The 21,125-nt window shown below is 71.5% G+C and carries 21 protein-coding genes and 1 pseudogene; 1 reads left to right on the top strand and 21 read right to left on the bottom strand.

The annotated features are described in order from the left end of the window. Nucleotides 1–67 precede the first annotated feature (67 nt). From IG88_RS45090 to IG88_RS0107355, 5 genes and pseudogenes are all read right to left on the bottom strand, one after another. The gene (locus tag IG88_RS45090; RefSeq protein ID WP_420712078.1) at nt 68–649 is read right to left on the bottom strand and encodes an NUDIX domain-containing protein; all 582 of its coding nucleotides are present in this window, start codon (nt 647–649) and stop codon (nt 68–70) included. Then, nucleotides 635–841 (bottom strand): annotated as a pseudogene (locus IG88_RS45085) (NUDIX hydrolase); the annotation flags it as partial. The pseudogene IG88_RS45085 and the gene IG88_RS45090, both read right to left, overlap by 15 nt. Beyond that, nucleotides 760–1,533, bottom strand: a complete 774-nt coding sequence (locus IG88_RS45080; protein WP_324608995.1) for an NUDIX hydrolase — start codon at nt 1,531–1,533, stop codon at nt 760–762. The gene IG88_RS45080 and the pseudogene IG88_RS45085, both read right to left, overlap by 82 nt. A gap of 449 nt (nt 1,534–1,982) precedes the next feature. Further along, complete coding sequence (locus tag IG88_RS0107360; protein WP_051851805.1) at nt 1,983–2,852, bottom strand: endonuclease/exonuclease/phosphatase family protein; 870 nt, start codon at nt 2,850–2,852, stop codon at nt 1,983–1,985. After that, entirely contained in the window at nt 2,849–3,949 is a 1,101-nt protein-coding gene (locus IG88_RS0107355; RefSeq protein ID WP_031036335.1) for an aldo/keto reductase, read from the bottom strand. Before IG88_RS0107355 ends, IG88_RS0107360 begins: the two co-directional genes overlap by 4 nt. Nucleotides 3,950–4,056: 107 nt before the next feature. Here IG88_RS0107355 and IG88_RS0107350 point away from each other — a divergent pair, with 107 nt between their 5' ends. Next, on the top strand, nt 4,057–4,644 hold the full coding sequence (locus IG88_RS0107350) for a hypothetical protein (RefSeq protein ID WP_234332038.1): 588 nt from the start codon (nt 4,057–4,059) through the stop codon (nt 4,642–4,644). 64 nt (nt 4,645–4,708) lie between these two features. On the opposite strand, the gene IG88_RS0107345 is transcribed toward IG88_RS0107350, so the two are convergent. The 16 genes from IG88_RS0107345 to IG88_RS0107265 form a co-directional block, all read right to left on the bottom strand. Further along, nucleotides 4,709–6,859, bottom strand: coding sequence for a B12-binding domain-containing radical SAM protein (locus tag IG88_RS0107345; protein WP_199807423.1), 2,151 nt, complete (start codon nt 6,857–6,859; stop codon nt 4,709–4,711). Between the two features lie 85 nt (nt 6,860–6,944). Continuing rightward, nucleotides 6,945–7,613: an HAD family hydrolase gene (locus IG88_RS0107340; RefSeq protein ID WP_031036326.1), complete on the bottom strand. Its 669-nt coding sequence runs from the start codon at nt 7,611–7,613 to the stop codon at nt 6,945–6,947. Then, entirely contained in the window at nt 7,613–9,571 is a 1,959-nt protein-coding gene (locus tag IG88_RS0107335) for a phosphoribosyltransferase (RefSeq protein WP_031036324.1), read from the bottom strand. Before IG88_RS0107335 ends, IG88_RS0107340 begins: the two co-directional genes overlap by 1 nt. Next, nucleotides 9,568–10,362 (bottom strand): class I SAM-dependent methyltransferase, encoded by a 795-nt coding sequence (locus IG88_RS0107330; protein WP_051851804.1) that lies wholly within the window; start codon nt 10,360–10,362, stop codon nt 9,568–9,570. The genes IG88_RS0107335 and IG88_RS0107330 overlap by 4 nt, the downstream gene beginning before the upstream one ends. Next, complete coding sequence (locus IG88_RS0107325; RefSeq protein WP_031036318.1) at nt 10,359–10,826, bottom strand: hypothetical protein; 468 nt, start codon at nt 10,824–10,826, stop codon at nt 10,359–10,361. Before IG88_RS0107325 ends, IG88_RS0107330 begins: the two co-directional genes overlap by 4 nt. Then, entirely contained in the window at nt 10,819–12,324 is a 1,506-nt protein-coding gene (locus tag IG88_RS0107320) for an NAD(P)-dependent oxidoreductase (RefSeq protein ID WP_031036315.1), read from the bottom strand. The genes IG88_RS0107325 and IG88_RS0107320 overlap by 8 nt, the downstream gene beginning before the upstream one ends. 38 nt (nt 12,325–12,362) lie before the next feature. Then, nucleotides 12,363–13,103, bottom strand: a complete 741-nt coding sequence (locus IG88_RS0107315) for a GNAT family N-acetyltransferase (RefSeq protein WP_158853798.1) — start codon at nt 13,101–13,103, stop codon at nt 12,363–12,365. A 137-nt stretch (nt 13,104–13,240) separates the two neighbouring features. Continuing rightward, nucleotides 13,241–14,062, bottom strand: coding sequence for an endonuclease/exonuclease/phosphatase family protein (locus tag IG88_RS0107310; protein ID WP_031036310.1), 822 nt, complete (start codon nt 14,060–14,062; stop codon nt 13,241–13,243). Next, nucleotides 14,059–14,991 carry a hypothetical protein gene (locus IG88_RS0107305; RefSeq protein WP_031036307.1) on the bottom strand — a complete coding sequence of 311 codons (933 nt, stop codon included), beginning with the start codon at nt 14,989–14,991 and terminating at the stop codon, nt 14,059–14,061. Before IG88_RS0107305 ends, IG88_RS0107310 begins: the two co-directional genes overlap by 4 nt. Next, complete coding sequence (locus IG88_RS0107300; RefSeq protein WP_051851803.1) at nt 14,988–15,599, bottom strand: DUF6624 domain-containing protein; 612 nt, start codon at nt 15,597–15,599, stop codon at nt 14,988–14,990. Before IG88_RS0107300 ends, IG88_RS0107305 begins: the two co-directional genes overlap by 4 nt. Next, on the bottom strand, nt 15,596–15,754 hold the full coding sequence (locus IG88_RS45250; protein WP_420712077.1) for a helix-turn-helix domain-containing protein: 159 nt from the start codon (nt 15,752–15,754) through the stop codon (nt 15,596–15,598). The genes IG88_RS0107300 and IG88_RS45250 overlap by 4 nt, the downstream gene beginning before the upstream one ends. A 138-nt stretch (nt 15,755–15,892) precedes the next feature. Next, complete coding sequence (locus tag IG88_RS0107290; protein WP_051851802.1) at nt 15,893–16,261, bottom strand: recombinase family protein; 369 nt, start codon at nt 16,259–16,261, stop codon at nt 15,893–15,895. A 126-nt stretch (nt 16,262–16,387) separates the two neighbouring features. Continuing rightward, nucleotides 16,388–17,740 carry an MFS transporter gene (locus IG88_RS0107285; RefSeq protein WP_031036301.1) on the bottom strand — a complete coding sequence of 451 codons (1,353 nt, stop codon included), beginning with the start codon at nt 17,738–17,740 and terminating at the stop codon, nt 16,388–16,390. Continuing rightward, nucleotides 17,737–18,258, bottom strand: coding sequence for a helix-turn-helix transcriptional regulator (locus IG88_RS0107280; RefSeq protein WP_234332036.1), 522 nt, complete (start codon nt 18,256–18,258; stop codon nt 17,737–17,739). Before IG88_RS0107280 ends, IG88_RS0107285 begins: the two co-directional genes overlap by 4 nt. 98 nt (nt 18,259–18,356) lie before the next feature. Next, the gene (locus tag IG88_RS0107275; protein ID WP_031036296.1) at nt 18,357–20,198 is read right to left on the bottom strand and encodes a glycoside hydrolase family 15 protein; all 1,842 of its coding nucleotides are present in this window, start codon (nt 20,196–20,198) and stop codon (nt 18,357–18,359) included. Nucleotides 20,199–20,437: 239 nt separating this feature from the next. Then, nucleotides 20,438–21,124 carry an HAD family hydrolase gene (locus tag IG88_RS0107265; protein WP_031036293.1) on the bottom strand — a complete coding sequence of 229 codons (687 nt, stop codon included), beginning with the start codon at nt 21,122–21,124 and terminating at the stop codon, nt 20,438–20,440. Nucleotide 21,125: the final 1 nt, after the last annotated feature.

Here is a 21,125-nt window from a genome sequence, read left to right as displayed (position 1 = left end):
AGTACGTATCTGGGCTCGGTCTCGGCCCGCGGGCCGGGCCCGTTGAAGGTGGGTGCGCTCACCCTGCTCACCAGCCCAGCTGAGAATAGGCGCGGCCTTTGGCGATCGCGGTGATGGCTGTGCGGGTGTAGGAGACGATCGGGTCCGGCAGTTCGTCCCGCGGCCACCACTGCCAGGCCAGGCACTTGTCGGACTCGCGCACCTTGGGGGTGCCCTCCCACCGGCGAGCTCGGAAGACGAGCTGCATCAGGGGGAGGCTGCCCGGGGTGTCGACGACGTGCACGACGTGCACGAGCTCCACGTCGGCGGGGTCGATGACCAGCCCTGCTTCCTCCCACGCCTCGCGGAGCAGGCACGCGAGGGCGGGCTCCTGCTCACACCGCCCGGCGAGGTAGTGCCAGGTGTTCCCCGCGTATTTCGAGTCGGGGTGACGAAGGCCGAGCAGCACCCGGCCTTCGGCGTCTTCGAGGTGGAGATGGACTCCGATGCCGTTCAGTACGGTCCGGCTGCCCCCGTCCCAGACGGGCGGGGCCGTGGCCGGCTGGTTGTCCGGGGGGTTCTCGGCCGCATGCCGGCGAATTAGGTCCCGGGTGGCGGGGCTCAGGCGCAACCGGCCCAGTTCCTCGGGCGTGAACCAGCGCAGCAGCACGCCCTCGTGCAGCGCGAGTCGGTCGGGGTTGCCGCGCCACCGGCCGGCGAAGACCTGTACCGGGACGCTGAGGCCGTCGATGCTGGTCGCGGCCTCCACGGCGTAGGGTTTCACGTCCTCGAGGCGGAGGTCGGGCACCTCCTCGGATAGTTCTCGCAGCAGGGCGCCCTCAAGGCTTTGATCGTCGTGCGTGCGGCCCCCGCCGAGAAGGGCGAACGCCCCCGACTCCCAGATGACGCCGGGCTTGTGGTCACGCAGATGAAGCAGGTACCGGGCCCGTCGTGGATCAGGGCGGAAGCGTTCACCGGCTCCGGCAGGCCGTCCAGGTCCGCAGCGAGGAGCTTGGCGCGCAGTGTCGGTGAGGTGACCTCCGGCTGCGGGAGCCACTGGGCGCCGGAGACCTCCTCGTCCTGCAGCGCGATCGTCGGCGGTTCCTCGCCGGAGAGGTAGAAGACGTAGCGGACGTCGTAGTGGCGGTGGGCCGGTTCCCCTTTGGAAGGGCTGGCGTCGATGTCGTGGACGTCGATGTCGATCGGAGTACCGAGCAGCTGCCGGGTCAGGCACAGGGCGCCCGGCGGGATCCCGGCTTCCTCGGTCACCTCGCGTAGCGCCACGGCGAGCAGTGTGCGGTCCTGGGGCTCGATGTGGCCGCCGGGGGCGAGCATGAGACCGCCGGTGGCCCGGTGCCGGATGTGCAGGACCCGGGCCTGCCGGTCGATGACGACGGCGCTGCACGTGACGTGCCCGGGCAGCGTCGTCCGGGCGGTCGTGTCGACGGGCCGGTCCAGCGCGGCGAGGAGCTCGGCCAGGGCGTCACGCTCGCCGGGGTGCCGGCCGAGGTACGCCTGGACGGTCTTGCGGATCGCGGTGGAGCTGGGTGGCATGGACGTCGTCTCGCCTTCGATGTCGGGGGAGGGGAGGCGGGGGAAGGAAGCTCCAGTGGTTCAGGTCGCCGTTCCGTTGCTGGACGGCTTGGCGCCTCGGGGGCCGGGTGCGCCGCCAGTCGACGGCGCGATCTCGTACTGGGGGGCCTCGGCGGTGCACACGCCCCGGTACGCGCCACGCTTACGGGAGATCAGGTCCTCGTGGGTCTTGTCGCCGCCTGGTTCGACTGGCGTCAATGTGTTCCCCTCTCGTGGACGTGGCGGTGGCGTCGCCGTGCTCAACGACGCCGCACGATTTCGAGCACCTGTTCCTTTCGGACGCGTTGCACACCCTGTAATTCGGCGGTTCTCCGAGGGTGCGCAGTGCATCGACCCTTGCCACGCAAGGGCCTGCGGCTCGGGGGAGGTTGGCCGAAACGCCGACGTTCGATCGCTGCGGCGGCCAGCTGTCAGCTGGCCCCCCTCCCTGGGGCTTCATCCTGTTCGCCCGGGGCGGGCGGCAGGCCGAGGCGCAGCGTCATGACTGCGTGGTCGGTCAGCCCCACTTCACGGGCTTCCTGGTGGTAATCGCAGGCCAGGAGGCGCTCGGCGTGGGGTGTGGAGACGAAGAGGTGGTCGAAGCGGAAGCCGTTGCCGCTGCGTCCGAACCAGGAGTGGGTGACCTCGTCGGGGTGGAGGTGGCGGAAGGCATCGGTGAGGCCGGCGGCCTGGAACGAGTCGTAGAAGTCGTACTCCCAGTCGCCGAACACCTTGTGCGGGGGCTGGTGGCCGCGCTCGATGACGTTGAGGTCCCCGGCCACGATGACGGGCATGTCCGGGAAGGCGGCGAGCAGCCGTGGCAGGCTCTCGGTGACCGACTCCTGGAAGGCGCGCTTGGCGACGTTGCGCTGGTCCTTCGGTCCGCGGGAGGGCACGTACAGGCCCAGCACTCCGATGTCGTGGCCGCCGACGGTGACGCGGGCCGCCGGGGCGCGATGGGGGGTGACGGTGACCGGGCTGGGGACGGTCCGGACGGCACTGGTGCGGCAGGCGATGACCGTGCGGTAGTCGGGCGTGGACGGCTGGGGGGCGATCACGGTGGCGTACCCGCGCTCGGTGAGGGCGGTGACGAGGGCGTCGCCGCCCTGGGTGGAGGACACCTCGGTGAGGACGGCGATATCGGCGCCCTCCTGGCCGGCGATCCATTCGGCCTGGCGGCGGGAGCGGTCCGGGGAGGCGTGCTGGGCGTTGAACAGCAGCAGTCGCGCGGCGTCGGTGGCCGGCTGGTGGGCGGGCGCGTCGGTGGCGAGCAGGGACAGTTGCTCGGAGGCGGGGTTCATCGGCCAGCTTCCTTCTCGTCGAGGAAGACCTCGCTGTTGGCGTCCAGGTTCTGCTGGAGGCGGCCGAGGGTGGTGCGGACGAAGGCGAGCTCGTCGTCGGTCAGCGGGGTGCCGACGGCGGTCAGGTTCGCGTCGACCTGCTCAGGGCGGGTGAAGCCGACGAGGACGGCGGCGTTCTCGGCTCGCTGCAGACATACCTGGAGGGCGACGCGGGTCAGTGCGGCCGGGCTGTCGCCGAAGCGTTCCCGGAGCGGGCGCAGGCCGTCGGAGATGATCCGCAGTGCCTCGGGGGTGAACCACGCTTTGCGCAGCCGGTGGTCGCCGGGGGCGAAGACGGGCGGGTGGTCGGGGTCGTACTTGCCGGTGAGCAGGCCCTGGGCGAGCGGTTTGTTGATCAGGACGCTGGCGCCGAGGGAGGCGGCGAGGGCGAAGATGTCCGGCCGGCCGGCGGCGGGGGGCGGGGTCAGGGCGTTGAAGCGGGCCGCGAGGTAGTCGGGGCGGATCTGGTCGGCGAGGTGGGCGAACCGGGCGTACTTGTCGCCGCGCTGGTCCTTGGCGACGGTGACCCGTTCGGTGGCGTGGCGGTGGGGGCCGCGCATCCCGACGGCGGTGACCAGGCCCTGGCGCTGGAAGTCGCGCATCTGGGCGACGGCCTCCTCCAGGTAGCGGTCATCGGGCCCGAAGTCGGCGTTGTGGAAGAAGTAGATGTCCAGACGGTCGGTGCGCAGGTTCTCCAGGCTTGTCTCGAGCTGGCGGCGCATGGCCGCGGGCAGGTAGGCGTGCCGGGCAGTGCCGCGGTGATAGCCGACCTTGGAGGACAGCACCACGGTGTCGCGGGGGACGGTGGCGGTGAAGTCACCGATGATCCGCTCGGAGTGCCCGTGCCCGTACACATCTGCGGTGTCGATGAGGTTCGCGCCGAGCTCGTAGGCCCTCTCCAGGCCGCGGCGGGAGGCGGCGTCGTCGGCCGTGCCCCAGCCCATCGGCAGCCCGAGGTTGTTGTCGGCACCGCCCACGGCCCAGGCGCCGATCCCGATTGGATGAACGGACAGGCCGCGGGCGAGCGTGCGGCGTGTGGGGGAAGTCGGAGCACTCACAGGAAGTACCTCTTACCTCTCAATTAGTAGCAAACACTGATGAATCGTGTGCGGGAGTGAGTATGGTGCCTCGCGTGACGACACAACCTCCCTTCACCGAACTTGACTTGAACGCGATCGCTGAGCGGCGCTGGGTCGACCGCGGCGACTTCACCGACGCCGAGTTCGACCGCGCCCGCGCCTTCTACGAGGAGATGCGCGTCCACGACGACCGCCTGGAGCGGGTGCGCGCCGAGGCGGCCGCGATGATCAGCGAGTGGACCGGGCACAAGCCGCGCGACGTCGGCTCCTTCGGCACCCGGCTGAACCTGGAGAGCTCCGACCTGGACCTGGGCATCGGCTACCCGGTCGAAGACCGCGACCGCCTGCGGGAGGTCCTGGCGCCCCACACCACGTTCCTGGGCGAGCGCAAGACCCGCTTCTCCACCTCGCGGCTGGTGTTCTCCTTCACCCTGGACGGCATCGAGATCGATCTGAGCGCGCTGACGGTCGAGGACTACGCCGTCGCCTGCCGGATGCTCGACCAGATCGACACGACCATGACGCTGGACGAGCGCATCGCGCACACCTGGGTCAAGCACCTGCTGCGCAGCTCGGGCCGCACCGATGAGTACGCGACGTGGAAGCTGACGACGTACGCCCGCTTCTGCCCGGAGTTCAACTGGGTGCCGATCCCGGAGAAGACCGGCGCCTGAGCACGGGGTGCCGGGCGCCCCGACCGCAACGCGGTGACGGGACGCCCGGGCCCTGGCCGGACGCTCACGCACAGGACTCGCCCGCGTTGATCAGCTCCCAGCTCGTCGCCGACGTCCACCGGCCGTGCTCCCGGGCGAGGGTGGCCGCGTGCTCACCGGACAGGTGCCGGCCGGCCTCCGCCGCGGTGATGGCCATCCGGTCGCGCAGCAGTCCGGCCCGCGCCTGAAGCGCCGTCTCGATGCGCGCGGACAGGGCTGCCTCCTGCTCGGGCCGCTCGAGGTCGTACTGCTCGATGGCGCCGATCACGTCACCGAGGACCTCGTAGGCGGCGTCCTTCAGCACCACCCGCGCCTGCCGGACGGCGTGCCTGGGCGGGCCGTCGAGGACCTTCTCCAGGCTCTTGAAGGTGTAGTCGAGGGCGAAGTGGCGGTCCACCCACCGCTGCGCCCACCCGCTTGCGACGCCGATGCGCCAGTCCCGGTAGCGGCAGGCGACGCGGCCCATGAGCGGCTCCGGCTGCCCGGTGAGCCCTTCGGCGCTCGCCTGCCGGGTGTAGGCGGCGCCGATCAGGCACTCCATGCTGACGAGCATGTAGCTGATCCCGGTGTGCAGCGGCCGGCCGGTGGTGTGCGCGGCCACCCACTCCTCGTCGCGTACGCCGCGGACGATCTGGCGCGCCCCCAGGCCGGGCTCGGGGCGCAGCAGCAGATCGGTGCGCCCCTGGAAGGCGTGGGTGGCCTTCAGCTCGTCCAGGCTCATGAGCGGGTCGAAGGTGATGTAGGTGTAGCGGGTGGGGACGCCGAGCGCGGACAGGGTCCGGATGGCCAGGGCGTTCTGCTCGGCGGTCGTCTCCTTGTTGAAGCGGGTCAGGATCGAGTCGACGCCCGACTCCACGCCGAACAGCATCCGCCGCAGGCCGAGGGCGACCAGGGTGCGCCACATGCGGGCCCGCTCGACGTGCCACGCCTCGTCCTGGTCGGTGCGTACGGTCTGGTCGATGCGGCAGCTGGACTCCCAGGTGAACCCGGCCTCGTGCAGGGTGCGGGCGAGCTCCAGGACCCGGCTGACGGCGTCGTCGCCCGCGCCGATGATCTCCTCGTCGACCAGGTAGAGGGTGCGGGAGATGTCGGGGTGGCGGTCGAAGACCTGGCCCAGTTCGTCGAGGATCCACGGCAGCTTGCCGGGGGCGGCGCCGGCCCACAGGCCCTTGTGGCCGCGCGGGCAGAAGGAGCAGGTGTTGGTGCAGCCGCGGCTGGTCTCGAGCTGGGCCACACCGTGGTGGGCGAAGGTGGCCGGCAGCAGGTCGAGCTCGGGCAGGATGTCGCTGGCGGTGTCGCGGGAGACGGGCTTGGCGGTGCGGCGCCGGCCGATGGCCATGCCGCCGCCGCGGGCGGCACCGGTGTAGCCGATGCCTGGTATCTCCTGGCGCGGGATGTCGCCGTGCCAGTGGGCCAGGACACCTTCAATGGTGGCCTCGCCGCCGCCGCGGGCGACGAGCAGGTCGGGGTAACGCTCCAGGAGCAGGGCCTCGTTGCGGGCGGTGAGGCTTCCGCCGGCCACCACCAGCGGTGGGGTGGGCAGGGCGAAGGCCGCATCCAGGAGCTGGAGCATCAGGTCGTGCTGGCCGAACGTCGCCGAGATGCCGACGATGTCCGGCGCCTGGGTGGTGAGCTGCTTGAGCAGGTCCTCCAGCGTGACGCCTAACTGCATGTCGGACAGGGTGACCGTGCCCATCAGCGTGGAGCGGGCCGCGCGGGCCACGTCGCTGATCCCGAGAGGGAAGCGCGGCAGCGGAAAGAACTCCGGGTGGTACAGGGCCATCAGGTGCACGTCCGGCCGGGCCAGCCGGTAAACGGCGGTCTCGGTCAGCTCGGCGTGCGACAGCCAGGACTCCGGCGTGTCCAGCCGGACGTGCCCCTCGCTCCACCGCGGCCAGTGGCGGGAGGTGTGCTCGGCGCCGGACAGGTCGGCCGCGACCCACCCGCCGCTCGGGCGTTCCAGGAGCAGCAGGCGCCGGTCCAGGGCGCCGCTCACCCTCACCCGCCCCGGCGCGCCCTCCAGGTGGGCCTCCAGGCGGGCCCGCATGTCGTTGGGTGAAGTGAGCAGGGGGGCGAGGGCGGCCCTGTCGGTATCGGTCAGCGGGCGGCTGGCGGGGTGCGCGGTGGTGACGGCACGGGCCAGCCGGTCCAGTGCCGCAGTGGTGGTGTCGGCCATGGGGAATGTCCTTTTGGGTAGGGCCTGCCGGCCCCCGGGGTGTGCAGCGGTCCCCGGGGGAGGGCGGGCGGTGTTCGGGATGCGGTCAGGTGGCGGTGGACGGCTCCGGTGCGGTGGTGGGGCCGGCGGCTTGAATGCGGCACCAGGCGGCCAGGTCGGCCGGGGCGTCCAGCAGCCGGTCAGGTTCGGCTCGGGTGAGGTCCTCACGGCTCGCGTAGCCGTAGGCGACGGCGATCGCGGTCAGACCGGCGGCGTGGGCGTGCCGGACATCGCTGCCGGTGTCGCCGACGTACGCCGTCGCTTTCCACCGGGTGCGCAGGTCGCGGAGCTTGTCGGTCTTGCTGCCCGGCTCGTCGCGGGAGAGCAGGATCCGGGGCATCGCCTCCGGGATGAGGGTGCGGGCGAGCAGGGTGCGGACGGTGGTGTGGTGGCTTCCGGTGACCACCGCGTACCCGGGCCCGGCGGCCAGGCCGGCCAGCGGGTCGGCCAACTCGGAGATGACGCCGTGCGGTTCGCCGGCGGCGGCCCGGGCGGTCAGCTCGGCGTGCCGCTTCCAGAACCGCTCGGCGATCTCGAAGTCGATCCAGCGGGTCAACGAAGCGCTCAGCACGCCCTGGTAGACGACCGGCAGGTCGTCGGGCCCGGCCAGGTCAGGCAGCGCCCACAGCTCCATCTCCTCGCGGGCGTCCTGATAGCAGCGCCAGGCCCGGGCGCGGGAGTCGTGCAGGACACCGTCGAAGTCGAACACCAGCATCAGCTCACCTCGCCCAGCGTTACGACCGGTACACCGCACCAGGCCAGCAGTCCGGGGCGGGGCAGCAGCCGGGCGAGGTCCTCCAGCGCGGCCCGGTCCCGGTCCCAGGCCGACGGCGCCTTGAGCGGGGCGAGCAGCAGCACGTCGCCTTCGCGCACGGCCTGGGCGCGGCCCTCGGCCCAGCGGGCGACGGCCTTCAGTGCCATCTGCGTCTCCTCGCCCGTCGGGCCGGGGCCGATCGGGCGGGCGGCGGTGCCGCCGAACGGTAGCCGGGGCTGAACCAGAGCCCCGGGCGGCTCCTGCCACCGGTGCACGACGCCAGGCACGGCCGTCTCCGGACCGCCGACCAGGTCACTCAGGACGCGCTGTACGGCCTCAGCCGCCTTCGACATGCCGCGCTGAAGCCGGTACGCCTCCACGGCGGTCTCGGCCGCCCGCTGCGGGTTGTAGGTGCGCGGCAGCTGCGCGCCCCGTGCCGTCCCGTAGCACAGCAGCGCCACAGCGAGCGGCGCATACCAGGGCCTGCTGCCAGGGAGGCGGCGGGCGAGACGGTCGGCGACGGTGTCCAGGTTGCTGCCGAAGGCGACGCAGAGCGCGGCCAGATCGAGCAGCGGGGTGAGCAGCTCGTTGTCGCGCCGGTAGGCGTGGGCGAGGTGCCCGGTCTTGCGCAGGCGTCCGGCGTCGTCGAGGAACCACTTCTCCGCCTCGCACCGGTTGTCCGGCAGCGCCGGGGCCAGCGCGGACAGCAGCTGCAGCATCCGCGCGGAGGCCGGCGCCGCCACCGCGGCGTCCGTTCCGGTCAGGGCCCCGGCCACCGCCTGCAGAACCGCGGGCATGGGCCCGCCGGGGACCGCGGATTCCACCGGGAGCTGCCGGGCGCGGGCAAGGACGTAGTCCACAGCCTCCTCCAGCTTCCCGGGCGCCGGCTGGGGACCGAGGGGAGCGGCGGGGGCGAGGCCCTCACTGACCACCATCGCGGGCGCCACGGCGAGCGTGGCCGGGACCACGGGGCTGCGCACCGAGGTGGCAGCGGCCCGGGCGGTGTCGCCGAAGATCCCGGGCGGCACCCATCCGGCGACCGCGTGCCGAAGGCCCCCAGAGGTGGTCAGCCGGACGGCGGCCCGGGCCGGGGAACGACGCCGCACGCCCGGCCACGGGGTCAGGGCGGAGTTCTCCCGCCCGGGCACGAGGCCCTCCACTACCGGCGCCGGCCCGGCGTCCTGCCAATCGGCGTGCGCGTCCAGGTAGGCGGACAGGGCGTCCGGTTGAAGGCGGCGGGTGGACTGCCACCGCTCGCGCGGCAGCACGGTGACCGTGATCCCCTCCTGACGCAGTCCCTGCACGTCGGCGGGGTCGAAGACGGGCACCAGTACCTCGCCGCCGGCCGGTCCCGGCACGCTCTGGGCGAGGGAGAGCAGGGTGCGGCCGGTCAGCGGCGGGTCGTCCACGAGCAGCACCCGCCGGTCCCGGACGTCCAGGTCCTCGCCGGGCCGCACGCTCGTCACCCGGACATCCAGGCCCGCGGCCTCCAGCCGGGCGGCGACCAGCGGCGCCAGATACGCCCCGCCGGTGCGCACCCCGGCGACGAGAACCGGCCCGGCGTCCCGCCGGGCTCCCAGCCATGCTTCGGCCAGGGTGAGGGCGTCTGGGCACTCCACACCTTGGACGGCAAGGGAGGCCGGCAGGCGCACGAGGGAAGCGTCCCTGGTCAGCCGGTCGGGGATGCGGTCGAACTCGGGCGTGATGAGGGCGGTCTCGCCGGCCGCGAGCCGCCGGGCGGCGCGCAACGTCATCTCCCGCAGCGCCCGGGCCCCCGGCGTGGCGGTGTCGCAGCAGCGGATCCACAGCGCGGCGAGCGACTCGTAGCAGCGCAGCGCCTCCATCGGCTGCCCCGCCCGGGCCTGAAGGGACCGGGCGAGGTGGGCGATGGTCAGCGGCCGGATGACCCCGCTGGTCATGCGGTGGCCTCGCGGCGCGCCACGGCGTGCACCAGGCGGCCCAGCTCCCGGTACGGGCTGCGACTGGAGGCGGCCCACTCGGTCTCGAGCGCCGCCTGGTACTCCTCCTCGGTGGGCTTCCAGTCGGTGCGGTGGTCGTGGAAGATCCGCACGCCCTGCCACGGCAGGGGGGTGAGCCCGTTCGCGCGGGCGAGGTCGTCCAGGTGGTCGGGGGTGTCGCCGCGGGTGGTGATGCCGAGGTTGCCGACGCTGGCTGCCTGCCCGCTTTCGATCTGCGCCTGGGCCGACGCGTAGTCGCCGGACAGCGCCTCGCGCACGCCCACGGCGAGCCGGTTCTTCGTCAGGACGCTGAGGATGCCGCCGTCGGCGACGAGCCGGGCGAGGTGGGCGATGGGGGCGGCGGAGTCGGCCAAGTACATCACGACGCCGTGGCACACGACCGCGTCGAACGCGGCGTCGTCGAACGGCAGGGTGTAGATGTCGCCCTCGCTCAGGGTCACTCGCTCGGCGATCTCGGGGACGGCGGCGATCCGCTTGGCGGCGGCCTCGAGCATGCCGGGCGACTTCTCCACGCCGGACACGTGGTGTCCGGCGGCCGCGAGGCGCAGCACCATCTCCCCGTCGCCGCATCCGACGTCCAGGACGCGGGCAGACCGCTCACCGAGCTCGGCCAGGACGCGGCGTGCGGTGATGTCGTGGCGCAGACGGCCACGGCCGCCGCCGGAGTACGCGGCGTAGCCGGAACCGACGGTCGCGAAGTCCGGGCTGGTGGAGGAGGAAGCAGCGGTCATGAGGTGAACTCCTTGTTGAGAGTGGGCCAGTGTTCGACGAGAAAGCGGAACGAGGGGTAACTGCCTCCGGCGGACAAGGCATCTCCGGCCGCTCCGGAGGGGGTGAAGGTGCCGGTGCGGATGGCCTGGCGGACACGGACCAGGCGTGGGATCCGGGCGGCCAGCTGCGGCACCCGGGCCCGGGCGTCCGGGGCCGGCAGCCAGGCGGTCAGCTGGTGCGGGCGCATCTCCTCCCACACCACGAGGTCCGCGATCCCGCTGTCCAGGCGTACAGCGAGAAAGTGCGGCACCGCGGTCGTCCCGGGCGACGGGCCGCGGTGGCCGAGGGTGGTGACGGCGCCGGGGCAGCCGGTGCGCAGGGCGGTGAGGTGCTCGGCGAACACGGCGCTGAGGTTGCAGGCCAGGCAGCCGCACCGGGAGTGGGCTCCGGTGAGGTCGTCGAGGGTGAAGATCCGTTCAGCCACGTCCGCCGCCGGCGGCCGGGCCGTAGAGGCGGTAGTAGTCATCGACGATGCCCGCCTCGGCGAGGATCAGGTTGGTCGCGGCGACGTTGTGCCCGGGCCGTAGCCGCTCGTCGCCGCGGGCCAGGGCCACCGCGCCGACCGCGAGTCCGGCCAGGACCAGGTCGACGTAGCGGTTGGACAGGGACTCGGCGTAGTGGAAGTTGATCGGCATGCCGTGCCCGAGGACGACGATCTCGGGGCCGTCGGCGAGCTGGTAGCCGGTTCCGAGCACGCCCCGGTCCGTCACCGCGGTGCTCGCGGCGCGCAGCTCGTCGAGGTCGAATTCGAAGTTCCGGCTGGTGGTGCTGACCAGGAAGGAGCGCTCCGGCAGGAGTCGGGCCTCGGGCGCGCCGAAGCTGCGGCTGCCGACGCAGCCGATGACCAGCCGCGGCTGGTGCGTACGCACCAGCTGCTCGAGTGACTTACCGGTGAGGAACCCTTCCTCGTGCGCGGCGACCAGGCGGGTGATGTCGGAGTCGAACACCGCGACCCGCATCCGTCGCATCTCCAGGACGCGGGCGACCTCGTGCCCGATCCGGCCGAAGCCGAGCACGAGCGCGGCCTGACCCTCCAGCTTCTCGTCCGGCAGCAGCCGCAGGGTGTTGCGGACGGCCGCGTCGGCGATGCCGTACGACTCGATCATGGACTTCATGTCGCTCTCGGCCACGCTGAACAGTGGCAGCGGCAGGTCGAGCCCTCCCACCTTGCGAATACCGGAGGTGGTCTGCTCCACCAGCCCCACGAAGTGGTCCGCCTGCTCGGGCAGTTCGCGAAGGACGGTGGGCATCACGTAGCCGCCGTCGTCCATGACCACGGTGCGCTTGCCCGCGGCCGCGACCCGGGCGGTGTGGTCTTCGATCCCCGCCCGCAGGTCCCGGTATCGCCACACGGCGATGCCGTGCCGCTGCACCAGGTGCGCGTCCACCCGGTGGGTGTGCGCGTAGGGGTACTCCTTGTCGATCACGGTCATGTGCCCCGGGTCCACGCCGAGGGCGAGCAGACTGTCGACCAGCACGAGGAAGTCGCGCATGTGGTGGATCGTCAGCAACACACCGACGCCGGACAGCGGCTTGTCGGCCCACCGGTCGGCCAGGTGACTCGTCAGCGGCAGCTCGGACACGGCAGCGGCGACCTCGGTGGCGGTGAACGGCAGATGGCGTACAGCCGTGAAGAACGCCTCAGCTGCAGCGGGGGGGCCTTGTTCGAACGTCGCCACGATCCGGTGGGTGTGAGCGGCGGCCGCGGCCGGGTCCGCCGGGGCGGCCAGCGTCAACCGGCCGCGGCCGCCGTCGGCGAGCGTGCACTGCCACGATGCTGAGGTCTCGTCCCAGTCCATGCTCTGCACGCCGGTGGTGAGAGCGAGGCGGGCGGCGAGTTCACCGGTCAGATGCCGGGCCTCGTCCTGAGTGCCGATGATGTCGACCGCGTGGACGAGCGGCGGTTTCACGGATGTGGACATGGACGCCCTCCTGTCAGGGGGTAGGGGATGCCCGGGGCTCAACGCTCGCCGGGAAGGGTGTAGGTGTGGCAGCGGCCGGTAACGCGCATGCCGCTGGCGGTGAAGTCGGCCGGGTCCTGCCGCGTCACCGCGCGCACCGTCGCGACCTGTTGTTCGGCTGCCAGGGCGTGCGCCTGGGCGATGAGCCGCCTGCGGACCTCCGCATCGGCGGCCCACACCTCGGCCACCAGCAGCTCACTGCCGGTGGTGTTTCGCTGGACCAGGGCCAGCAGCAGCGACCCGGTCGGAGGGTCGAGCAGCAGCGTCTCGGCGCTGAAGCGTGCGTCGTCCCGCCACCGCGGCAGCGTCGCCTCGGCGAACGACGCCTCCAGACCGGCGAACCGGCGGCCGGCCGCGGCGACGTACGCCTCCAGCCCGGTGATGCCGACTGCTGTGACGGCACCGGGCCCGTCGGCGGACGGGGTGCCGTGTAACACCGTGATGGTGTGCAGCACCTCCCACCCGGACCTGGTGAAGAACATGCCGGCGCCGTCCCGGTCCACGGGCACGTCCGTGGTCACCAGCGGCCACTGCACCGCGTCCACCACCGTCTGCAGCAGCCTCCGACCCAGATTTGCTTGGCGCGCCGACGGCTCCACGACCGGACCCCACAGCCGCGCCCTCGCCTCACCAGGCTCCGGGCGCCGCACGGCACACCAGCCGGCCAGGCCCTGCCCGTTACGGGCCACCGCGAGGACGGGCGGCACGCCGGTCAGCGCGTTCGTCAGCCGCGAGCGCACCAGGGAGGCGCTGACCGGCCGGTCGTCGCTATACCCGCTAATGCATCGCTGAGCCAGACCCGCGAGCTCCTCACACACATCGCCATCAAGGTCCGGGAGCAGATCGATACAAGGGGCGGCAGGGCACCTGACGTGGATCATGCTGCACCCGCCTGCGGCAGTTCGAGCGTGACGATGAACGGCAGGTGGTCGCTCAGGCCCCGGGCTTCCTCGGTATCGGGTACCTCGCACCCGCTCAGGGCGGGAGCGAGGCCCGGCGCGAGGAGGATGTGATCCGACCGGTGGTCCCACTGCTCGGCGTCGCTCCAGTAGCCGGCCGTGCGTGGCACCGGGATGCCGAGCGCTGCGACAGGATCGGTGAAACCAGCGTGCACGAGCTTGGCCATCGCCAGGCGGTCACTGCCGCCGTAGCTGCCGTCGGGCAGTTGCGACCGGTGGCGGGAGTGCAGTTCGGCCGGAATGACTCCCCAGTCCTCCAGCTCCTCGTCGACGAGGCCTTGGACGTTCAGGTCTCCGGCCAGGACGACGCGCCGGCCGGCGGCGCCGTACTCGGTCAGCCAGTCGGCTTCGCGGGCGCGGCTGCTGCCGTTGAACGGGGCCAGGTGGGTGTTGAGCACGGTGAGTTCGTGACCGCCCACAGTGAGGTGGGCACGGGAGACGGCATGGTGGAAGGTGCCTTCTGCGACATCGGGGTAGAACGCCGTACACCGCATGCGGGGCCACCGGTAAAGGGTGACCAGGTGGCACTTGTGGCTGTTGGACGGAGCGAACTGGGCCTGCATCCCGAGAAGTTCGGCGAAGCCGAGCATGCGGGCGTAGCCGCCCTCGTCCCACCTCTTCGCCTCCTGCAGGCACAGGACGTCCAGGTTCTGCGCCCGAAGGAACTCGGCCTGAGCGCGCCAGCGCTCACCGCCGCCGTTGAGAAGGTTGTACGTACCCAGCCGAACAGTGATGGTCATGCCGCACCGCCGGCAGCCGCATGGTGGTGGCCGTGGGCGGACGCGGCGCACCGGTTGTCGTGCGGCTGATACATCGCGGTGGGCCGGTGCAGGATGGTGCGCAACTGCGTCACGTCGAACTCGGCGCGCAGGGGCAGGTGGTCGGACAGTCGGCGCAGTTCCGGGGTGTCGCAGACGGTGAAGCCGGCCAGGGCGGGGACGAGTTCCGCGCTGAGGTATCCGCGGTCGATGCAGTACCTGGGCCCGTTCGGCCGGCCGGGGTGGTCGCGGTAGCCGGAGGAGGGGTTCAGGGCATCCGGCTGACCGAGGTGCTCGGCAGCGTGGCGGCCCATCTCGACGTATCCGGCGGCGAGCATCTCGCGGTCCGGACGGTCGTCGGTGTGCCGACGGCCGCCTTCGAAGTAGGTGCGGCTGGCTACGAAGGCGAGGTCGTCGTAGTCCTCCCACGGACCGCCCTCGTCGGCGCGGTAGCTGTTCCAGTCCCAGAAGTGGAGGGCGAGCCAGCCGGGCTTGGCCAGGGTGGAGCACCACTTCGTTTCGGTCAGCCGGTACTCGGCGGACCAATAGCAGGCGTGCCCGCTGACGCATCTGATCTGCCGCGGGCTGAAAGTGCCATCGTCGTCGCGCAGTGTCACCGCGATGTTGGCCGGAGCATGCCAGGGGGCCCAACTCTGCTCGTACTCCTCGACGAAGGCGAGCGGGCCGCCGCGCTTGAGGAAGATGGCGTTGTCGTTGTTGCTGCTGGGCCGGTGGACGGCGCTGTACCCGTCCATGCCCAGACGCTCGGCGAGGACGTCGAGCTGTCCGGGCTGGACCTCCTGCTGGAAGAAGATGTCCGAGTCCTGCTGCTGCACCCAGGTCGCAGCTTCCTCCCGGTTGATGCCCTTTTCGACGTTCCAGTTCAGCGCGGTGATCGTGCTTGCGTTCATGCCGCGTGCCTTCCGGGCAGGGGGGCGGGCTCCGCTGCAGCGGAGACGGATAGGAAGGCGATCGGCCTGTGCCGCTCGCGCAGATGGCGGGCCTTTCCGCTGTGGGGCGGCAGGCCCGCGCCGGCCCGGCGGGTGTCGAGCTGAGCGGGATCGGCGATCGGGTGCGGTTCGAGGAGCCCGTCGGGGCGGTACCAGTGCTGGGTTCCGTACAGCTGGGCTTGCCCCACGTTGACCTGGCAGCGGTCTTGCAGGTGAGCGAGCTGGGCGCTGGTGGCGTCACCGGCTTCCACGGCTCTCCGGAGCAGACCGAGCAGCGTCCGCTGGAGCGCCGGGTTGTGGTCGCTGTGCACCGCGATGTCCACGGCGGCCTGGCAGGCGTCCGCCCCCACGGTGCTGCGGCCCGGCCACTGCCCGAGCCGATCGACGATCCGCTTCAGCCCGGCGGCGTTGTCGTGCTGGGTCTGGGCGAGGGCGGCGAGTGTGTGTGGTGACATGCCGAGGCGTTCGGCGCCGGGTGTGCGCCAGTGTTCCTTGGCCCGTTGCGCGCGGTCCAGCAGGTCCTCCGCGAGAGCGGGGTAGCCCGGTTCGGGCGGGTGGGGGTCGTTCACGAGCTCACCTGCTCTTCCGTGCCGGCGGTGCGGCGCCCGCGCTTGGTGGCCCCGGCTTCGCTCAAGAGGGAGTGGATGGCTCCGTAGGACCGGTTTGTCACCTCGCAGATCTCCCGGATGGTGACCGTGCGGCCCGGGGTGCGGTAGGCGGCCACACCTTCTTCGCGAACTTCGCCCGCGCGGCGTCGGTGAGCTTCTTGCCTGTCTCGATGAAGGGCAGATCGAGGCGTTCGGGGGAGGGGTCGACTCCGGGCTCCGTGTCGTCACGGCGGCCGCGGGCGTTCTCGGTGAGGTCATAGGACGTTCTCCTCGCGCGCGAGGGCGAGTCCGACGCCCAGGGCTCGGATGTGATCGAGCATCGCCTCGTACTCCTTGTCGTCGTCGCTGATGTCGAGCCGGGAGGCGGCGAGGATGCCGTGGATCTCCCGGCGTCGGGCCGCGGCGAGCAGCCGGGCGAGCTGGGGGCGTGTGGCCGGGGCGGTCGGTCCCGTGACGTCGAAGGTGCGATCGGCGACCGTCCAGCCCCGGCGGGTCGCGAGGGCCTGCGCGGCGGCGAGACGAGGAGCGGGATCCTGCCCGGAGCCGACCAGTACGTACAGAGCGATCCGCTTCTCGCCCGCTTCACGTCGCAGGACCGTCTCCAGTTGCGCGCGTCGCAGCAAGCCCAGGCGAGACGCCGCGGCGTTACGGTGCAAAGCAGTCGTCACATTGGTCATGCCAGGCCGCCAGTGACCGTGAACTCAGCCCACGCCCGCACCGGTTGGGGCCGTGCGGAGGGGGTAGCGCGATCAGTGGACACGGTCTCCGCCTTCTTCCATCGGTCGACTGATCTGAGCGGGCAGCGCTGTGGTGGCGCCCGGCATGACCTTCAGCTGGCGGACGGGCGAGATCCACAGCAGCGCTACAGGGCTGAGGAGGAGCACCGTGCCGGTCAACAGCGCGGCCCACACACCGACCAAGGCAGCTACGGCGCCAGCCACCAGGGTCGCCAGAAGCCGGGCCCCGGCAACCAGCCACACGGAGGTCTGCTGGACACGGGACTGAAGGTGAGATGGGCACAGCTGCTGGCGGAGCGACCGCTGTGTGGAGGCGGCCGCCGTGACCGCTACCGCCTTGACGGCGCTGGCCGCGACCAAGGTGATCAACCACCCGTGCCCGGAGCGGGCGAGAAGGAGCGGAACCCCGTATATGGGGTACGCGGCGAAGCCGACGAGCAGGACCATTCCGGGTCCCAGTCGGCGCACCATCCGGCTGGCGACCAGGGCACCTACGAGGCTGCCGACCCCGACCGCGCCCAGCACCAGTCCGAGACCGATGTCGCCGTAGTCGAGTTCGGTCAGCAGGTAGTACGCGAAGTACGTCGTGACGATGGCCTCGGCGAATGCGTGGTAGGCCATCGTCAGGACCAGGGGCCGCTGGAGCGGATCTGGCAGTACGTGCGCCATGCCCTCACGGATCGACGTGATCATCCCGGTGCGCGGTCCGGCTGAATGCCGGTCTGCGTGGATGGTGGAGATGCGCGAGGCGCACCAGGCGCTGATCAGGTAGGACGCGGAGTCCAGGAGCAGGCAGCGGGCGGCGCCCAGCAGGCTGACCGCGGCGGTCCCGGCGTAGGTTCCGGCGGATCCGGCGACGGCGAAGGCCGCCATCGCCTGGGCGTTGGCATCGGGCAGGAGTTCGGGTTCCACCAGCTCGGGCACGATGGCGATCGCCGCGGTCTGGTGCAGCACCGTCAGCGCCCCCAGCAGGAGCGCCACGCAGTACAGGACCGGCATGGACAGCGTGTCGGTGGCCCAGCAGGCGGGGACCACCGTGACCACCGCGGCCGCCGCGAGGTCGGTGCCCACCATCAGCTGCTTCTTGGAGAAGCGGTCGCCCGCGACGCCGGCGGGCAGCGCGAGGAGGAACGCGGGCGCCATCATGGCGGAGGCGAGCGTGGAGACCTGGCCCGGGGTGGCGCCGAGCTCCATCGCTGCGATCACCGGGAGCGCGACTGCGGAGACCGACGAGCCGGCCAGGGCTGTTGCCTCGCCCAGCCAGTAGGCCTGGAAGCTGCGGTGTCCGCGCAGGGAGGGCGCCGGTGTCGAGGAAGGGGCAACGGGAGCATCGACGGATGCGGGCTGAGGGGGCAGAGGACTCACCGTGCCTCCCGGTCGGACATGGTCCACAGAAGGCCTGCGCGGGCGGCGTAAGCGACTGCTTCGGCCCGCTGGTGTACGCCCAGCCGAACGAAGATGTTCTTGAGCGTGGACCGGACTTGCTCGGGGTTTCGGCCGAGCCGCCGGGCGATGCCCATACGCGTCAGTCCCTGAGCCACGAGGAGCAGAACGTCGACCTCCGAGGGCTTCAGGAGGATGCCGGGCTGCCCGAGCGTTTGCTGACGTGTCGGCTCGGCCGCGGCGGTCCGAATGCTGCTTCCCAGTCCAGGCGGGAGGCGGTGCCCGCCTTCGGCGGCCAGGGCTTTCACGCGCTGGAGGAGGTCCGGGTCGTCGTTCAGCTCGGCGGTGCGCACCACCGCTGCCACGCCGTACGGCGCGACAGCGACGATGTCGTGAGCGCCGACGAGGTCGGCCATCAGGACGACCGGGACGTCGGGGTGGCGCTCGTAGTGGGACTTCAGAGCGTCATGGCAGGCTCGATCGATGCGGTCGGCGGTCACGACCACGACGTCCCGGGGGGCCACGAAGCTGCTGCCTGCGGGACCCGGAACGCAAGCGGCGCCACTTGGGGGCGAGCCCTCGGCAAGAGCGTTCCGACTCATCGGGCCGCTCCCTCGAGCGCGGCGAGCGATGCCCGTTGGTCACAGAGTTCCAGTTCGAGGGCTACCTCCACGACGCCGAGGTGGCTGAAGCCCTGCGGGAAGTTCCCGAGCTGCCGCTGCAGCTTCGAGTCCCATTCCTCGGCCAGCAGCCCGACGTCGTTGCTCAGGCTGAGGAGGCGCTCGAACAGGGTGCGTGCGTCGGCGTAGCGGCCGATCATCGCAAGGTCCTTGGCCAGCCAGAACGCGCAGACGAGGAAGTCACCCTCGTCACCCGGCAGCCCGTCCATGCCGACGTCGTTGCCATTGGTCGGGTAGCGCAGGACGAACCCGTCGGAGGTGGAGAGTTCCCTCTGGACGGCCTCGATGGTGCCGATGACTCGCTCGTCGTCCGCCGGCAGGAAGCCCACCTGGGGGATGAGCAGCAGCGCGGCGTCGAGGTCCTGGCTGCCGTAGTACTGGGTGAAGGTGTTGCGTTCGGCGTCGTATCCGTTGGCGCAGACGTCCTGGTGGATGGTCTCCCGCAGCTTCCTCCACTGTTCGACAAGGCCGTCGGCATGACCGTCCTCGACGAGTTTGACGGCCCGGTCGACCGCGACCCAGGCCATCACCTTGGAGTGCACGAAGTGCTGGGCGGGCCCGCGCGATTCCCAGATGCCCGCGTCAGGCTCACGCCAGTGCGTCTCGACCGACTCCACGAGCTTGGTCAGCAGGGTGTTGCTGGTCTCGTCGCGTTCCAGACCGAACAGGGCGGCCAGGTGCAGGGTCCCGATCACTTCGCCGTACACGTCGAGCTGGCGCTGGCCGGCGGCGCCGTTGCCGATGCGTACCGGTGCCGAACCCTCGTAGCCGACGAGCCAGTCCAGCGTGGTCTCCGGCATCTCGCGCTCCCCGGCGATGCCGTACATGATCTGCAGGTTCTGCGGGTCGCCGGCGACTGCGCGCAGCAGCCACTCGCGCCAGGCGCGGGCTTCGTCGAGGTAGCCGGCTCGCATGAGGCTGGAGAGGATCTTCGCGGCGTCCCTGATCCAGACGTAGCGGTAGTCCCAGTTGCGGACGCCGCCGATCTCCTCCGGCAGCGAGGTGGTTGCCGCGGCGGCGATCCCGCCGGTCAGCGGGTTCGTCAGCGCCTTGAGCGTGATCAGCGAGCGGATCACCGCGGCCCGGTAGGGGTCGCTGTGGGTGCATCGCGAGACCCAGTCCGTCCAGAACTTCTCGGTGTCCTCGAAGGCCTGGTCGATGTCGAGCTTGTCGGGCGCGCCCTTGTAGGAGGGCTGCCAGCTCAGGGTGAAGGTGGTGCGCTCGCCCTCGGCGAGCGTGAGGCGGGAGCGTGTGGTCAGCGACTCGCCGTGGGTTTCCGCATCGGTGTCCAGCCAGACTGCGTCGGGGCCGGCGACCGCGCGGGTGCGGTTGTCGGCGGCCTTCTGGACCCAGGGCACGACCTTGCCGTAGTCGAAGCGCAAGGACAGGGCGACGTCGACGTCGACGGTTCCGGTGATGGCTTCGGCAATCCGCACCAGGCGCGGCGTGTCGTCGGCGTCCATCCGCGGAGGCATGAAGTCCGTGACGCGCAACGTGCCGGTCGGGGTGTCCCACTCCATTTCCATGATCAGCGTGTCGCCGCGGTAGGAGCGGCGGTCGGCCGCGGGACGCGGGCTGGTCTCAGGCACCGACGGGCCGATGTGCCAGTAGCCGTTGTCGGGGGTGCCCAGCAGTCCGGCGAGCACGGCCTCCGAGTCCAGCCGGGGCAGGCACAACCAGTCGATCGTCCCGGTGCGGCCGGTGAGCGCGGCCGTCTGGAGATCGCCGATGAGTGCGTAGTCCTCGATACGCCCAGCCATGGAAGTCCGTTCTGTTCGATGGTCCTGCGGGGGGACCGCGGTGGTTGTCGTGTCGTGCGGCTCGACGCCCGCGGATCGCGGGCGCCACGGGGTGCGGTGAGGCCGGCGGAGCAGATGCCGCGCGGCCTCGCTTCGGCGCGGACTACAGCGGGGTGGGCAGCTGCGCGGCGATGATGATCACCGCGACGGCGATCAGGAAGGTGGCCAGCCGGGCGATGTCCTTGCCTCGCACAGGTGAATCACCCGCCCACAAGGGAGAGGGGAGAGGGTCGTTGCGGACGGGGCGGGTTGGCGAGCAGCCAGGTGGCCGCCTCGACCACGTCATGCGCCACGTGGGTGGGTTCCGGGTCGAGGTGCTGGCGGGTACGTCCATGGGCGATCCATACGGTGCGCAGCCCCGCGTGCTGCCCGCCGCCGATGTCGGCGATGAGACTGTCGCCGGTCATCACCGCGTGGGCGGGGTCGTCGACGCCCAGGTCGTCCAGTGCGACCTGGAACAGGGCCTCGTCCGGCTTCCGGATGCCGTACTCGCCGGAGATCACGACCGCGGCGAAGTAGCGGGTCAGGTGAGCGGTTTCGAGCTTGCGGCGTTGCGCGTCGGGCGATCCGTTCGTGATGACGCCCAGTTCCCAGCCCTCGTCGGCGAGTTGCTGCATGGCGGTGCAGACCTCAGGGCGGTAGGGCACGAGCTCGGCGGAGCGTAGCCGGTAGTCGGCGTGCAGGGACGCGATGGAGCGCCGGAGCCCGAAGGCGCTCTTGAGGTCGGCGAAGAACGCGTGGCGGGCGCCGCCATGGAGCGTCTCGGCTCTCATCAGCGCGGACAAGGGGATGCCGGTGGAAGCGCCGAACTCATCCGCCCACCTGGCGAAGGCCGTCGCGTGGTCGGTGAGAGTGCTGTCCAGGTCGAAGAGTGCCGCTTTGCGCATC

It is taken from the genome of Streptomyces sp. NRRL F-5650 (genome assembly GCF_000721365.1).
Taxonomy (GTDB): domain Bacteria; phylum Actinomycetota; class Actinomycetes; order Streptomycetales; family Streptomycetaceae; genus Streptomyces; species Streptomyces ardesiacus.
Note: the sequence above shows the minus strand (reverse complement) of the source record. Positions and strands in the feature narration are given on the sequence as shown.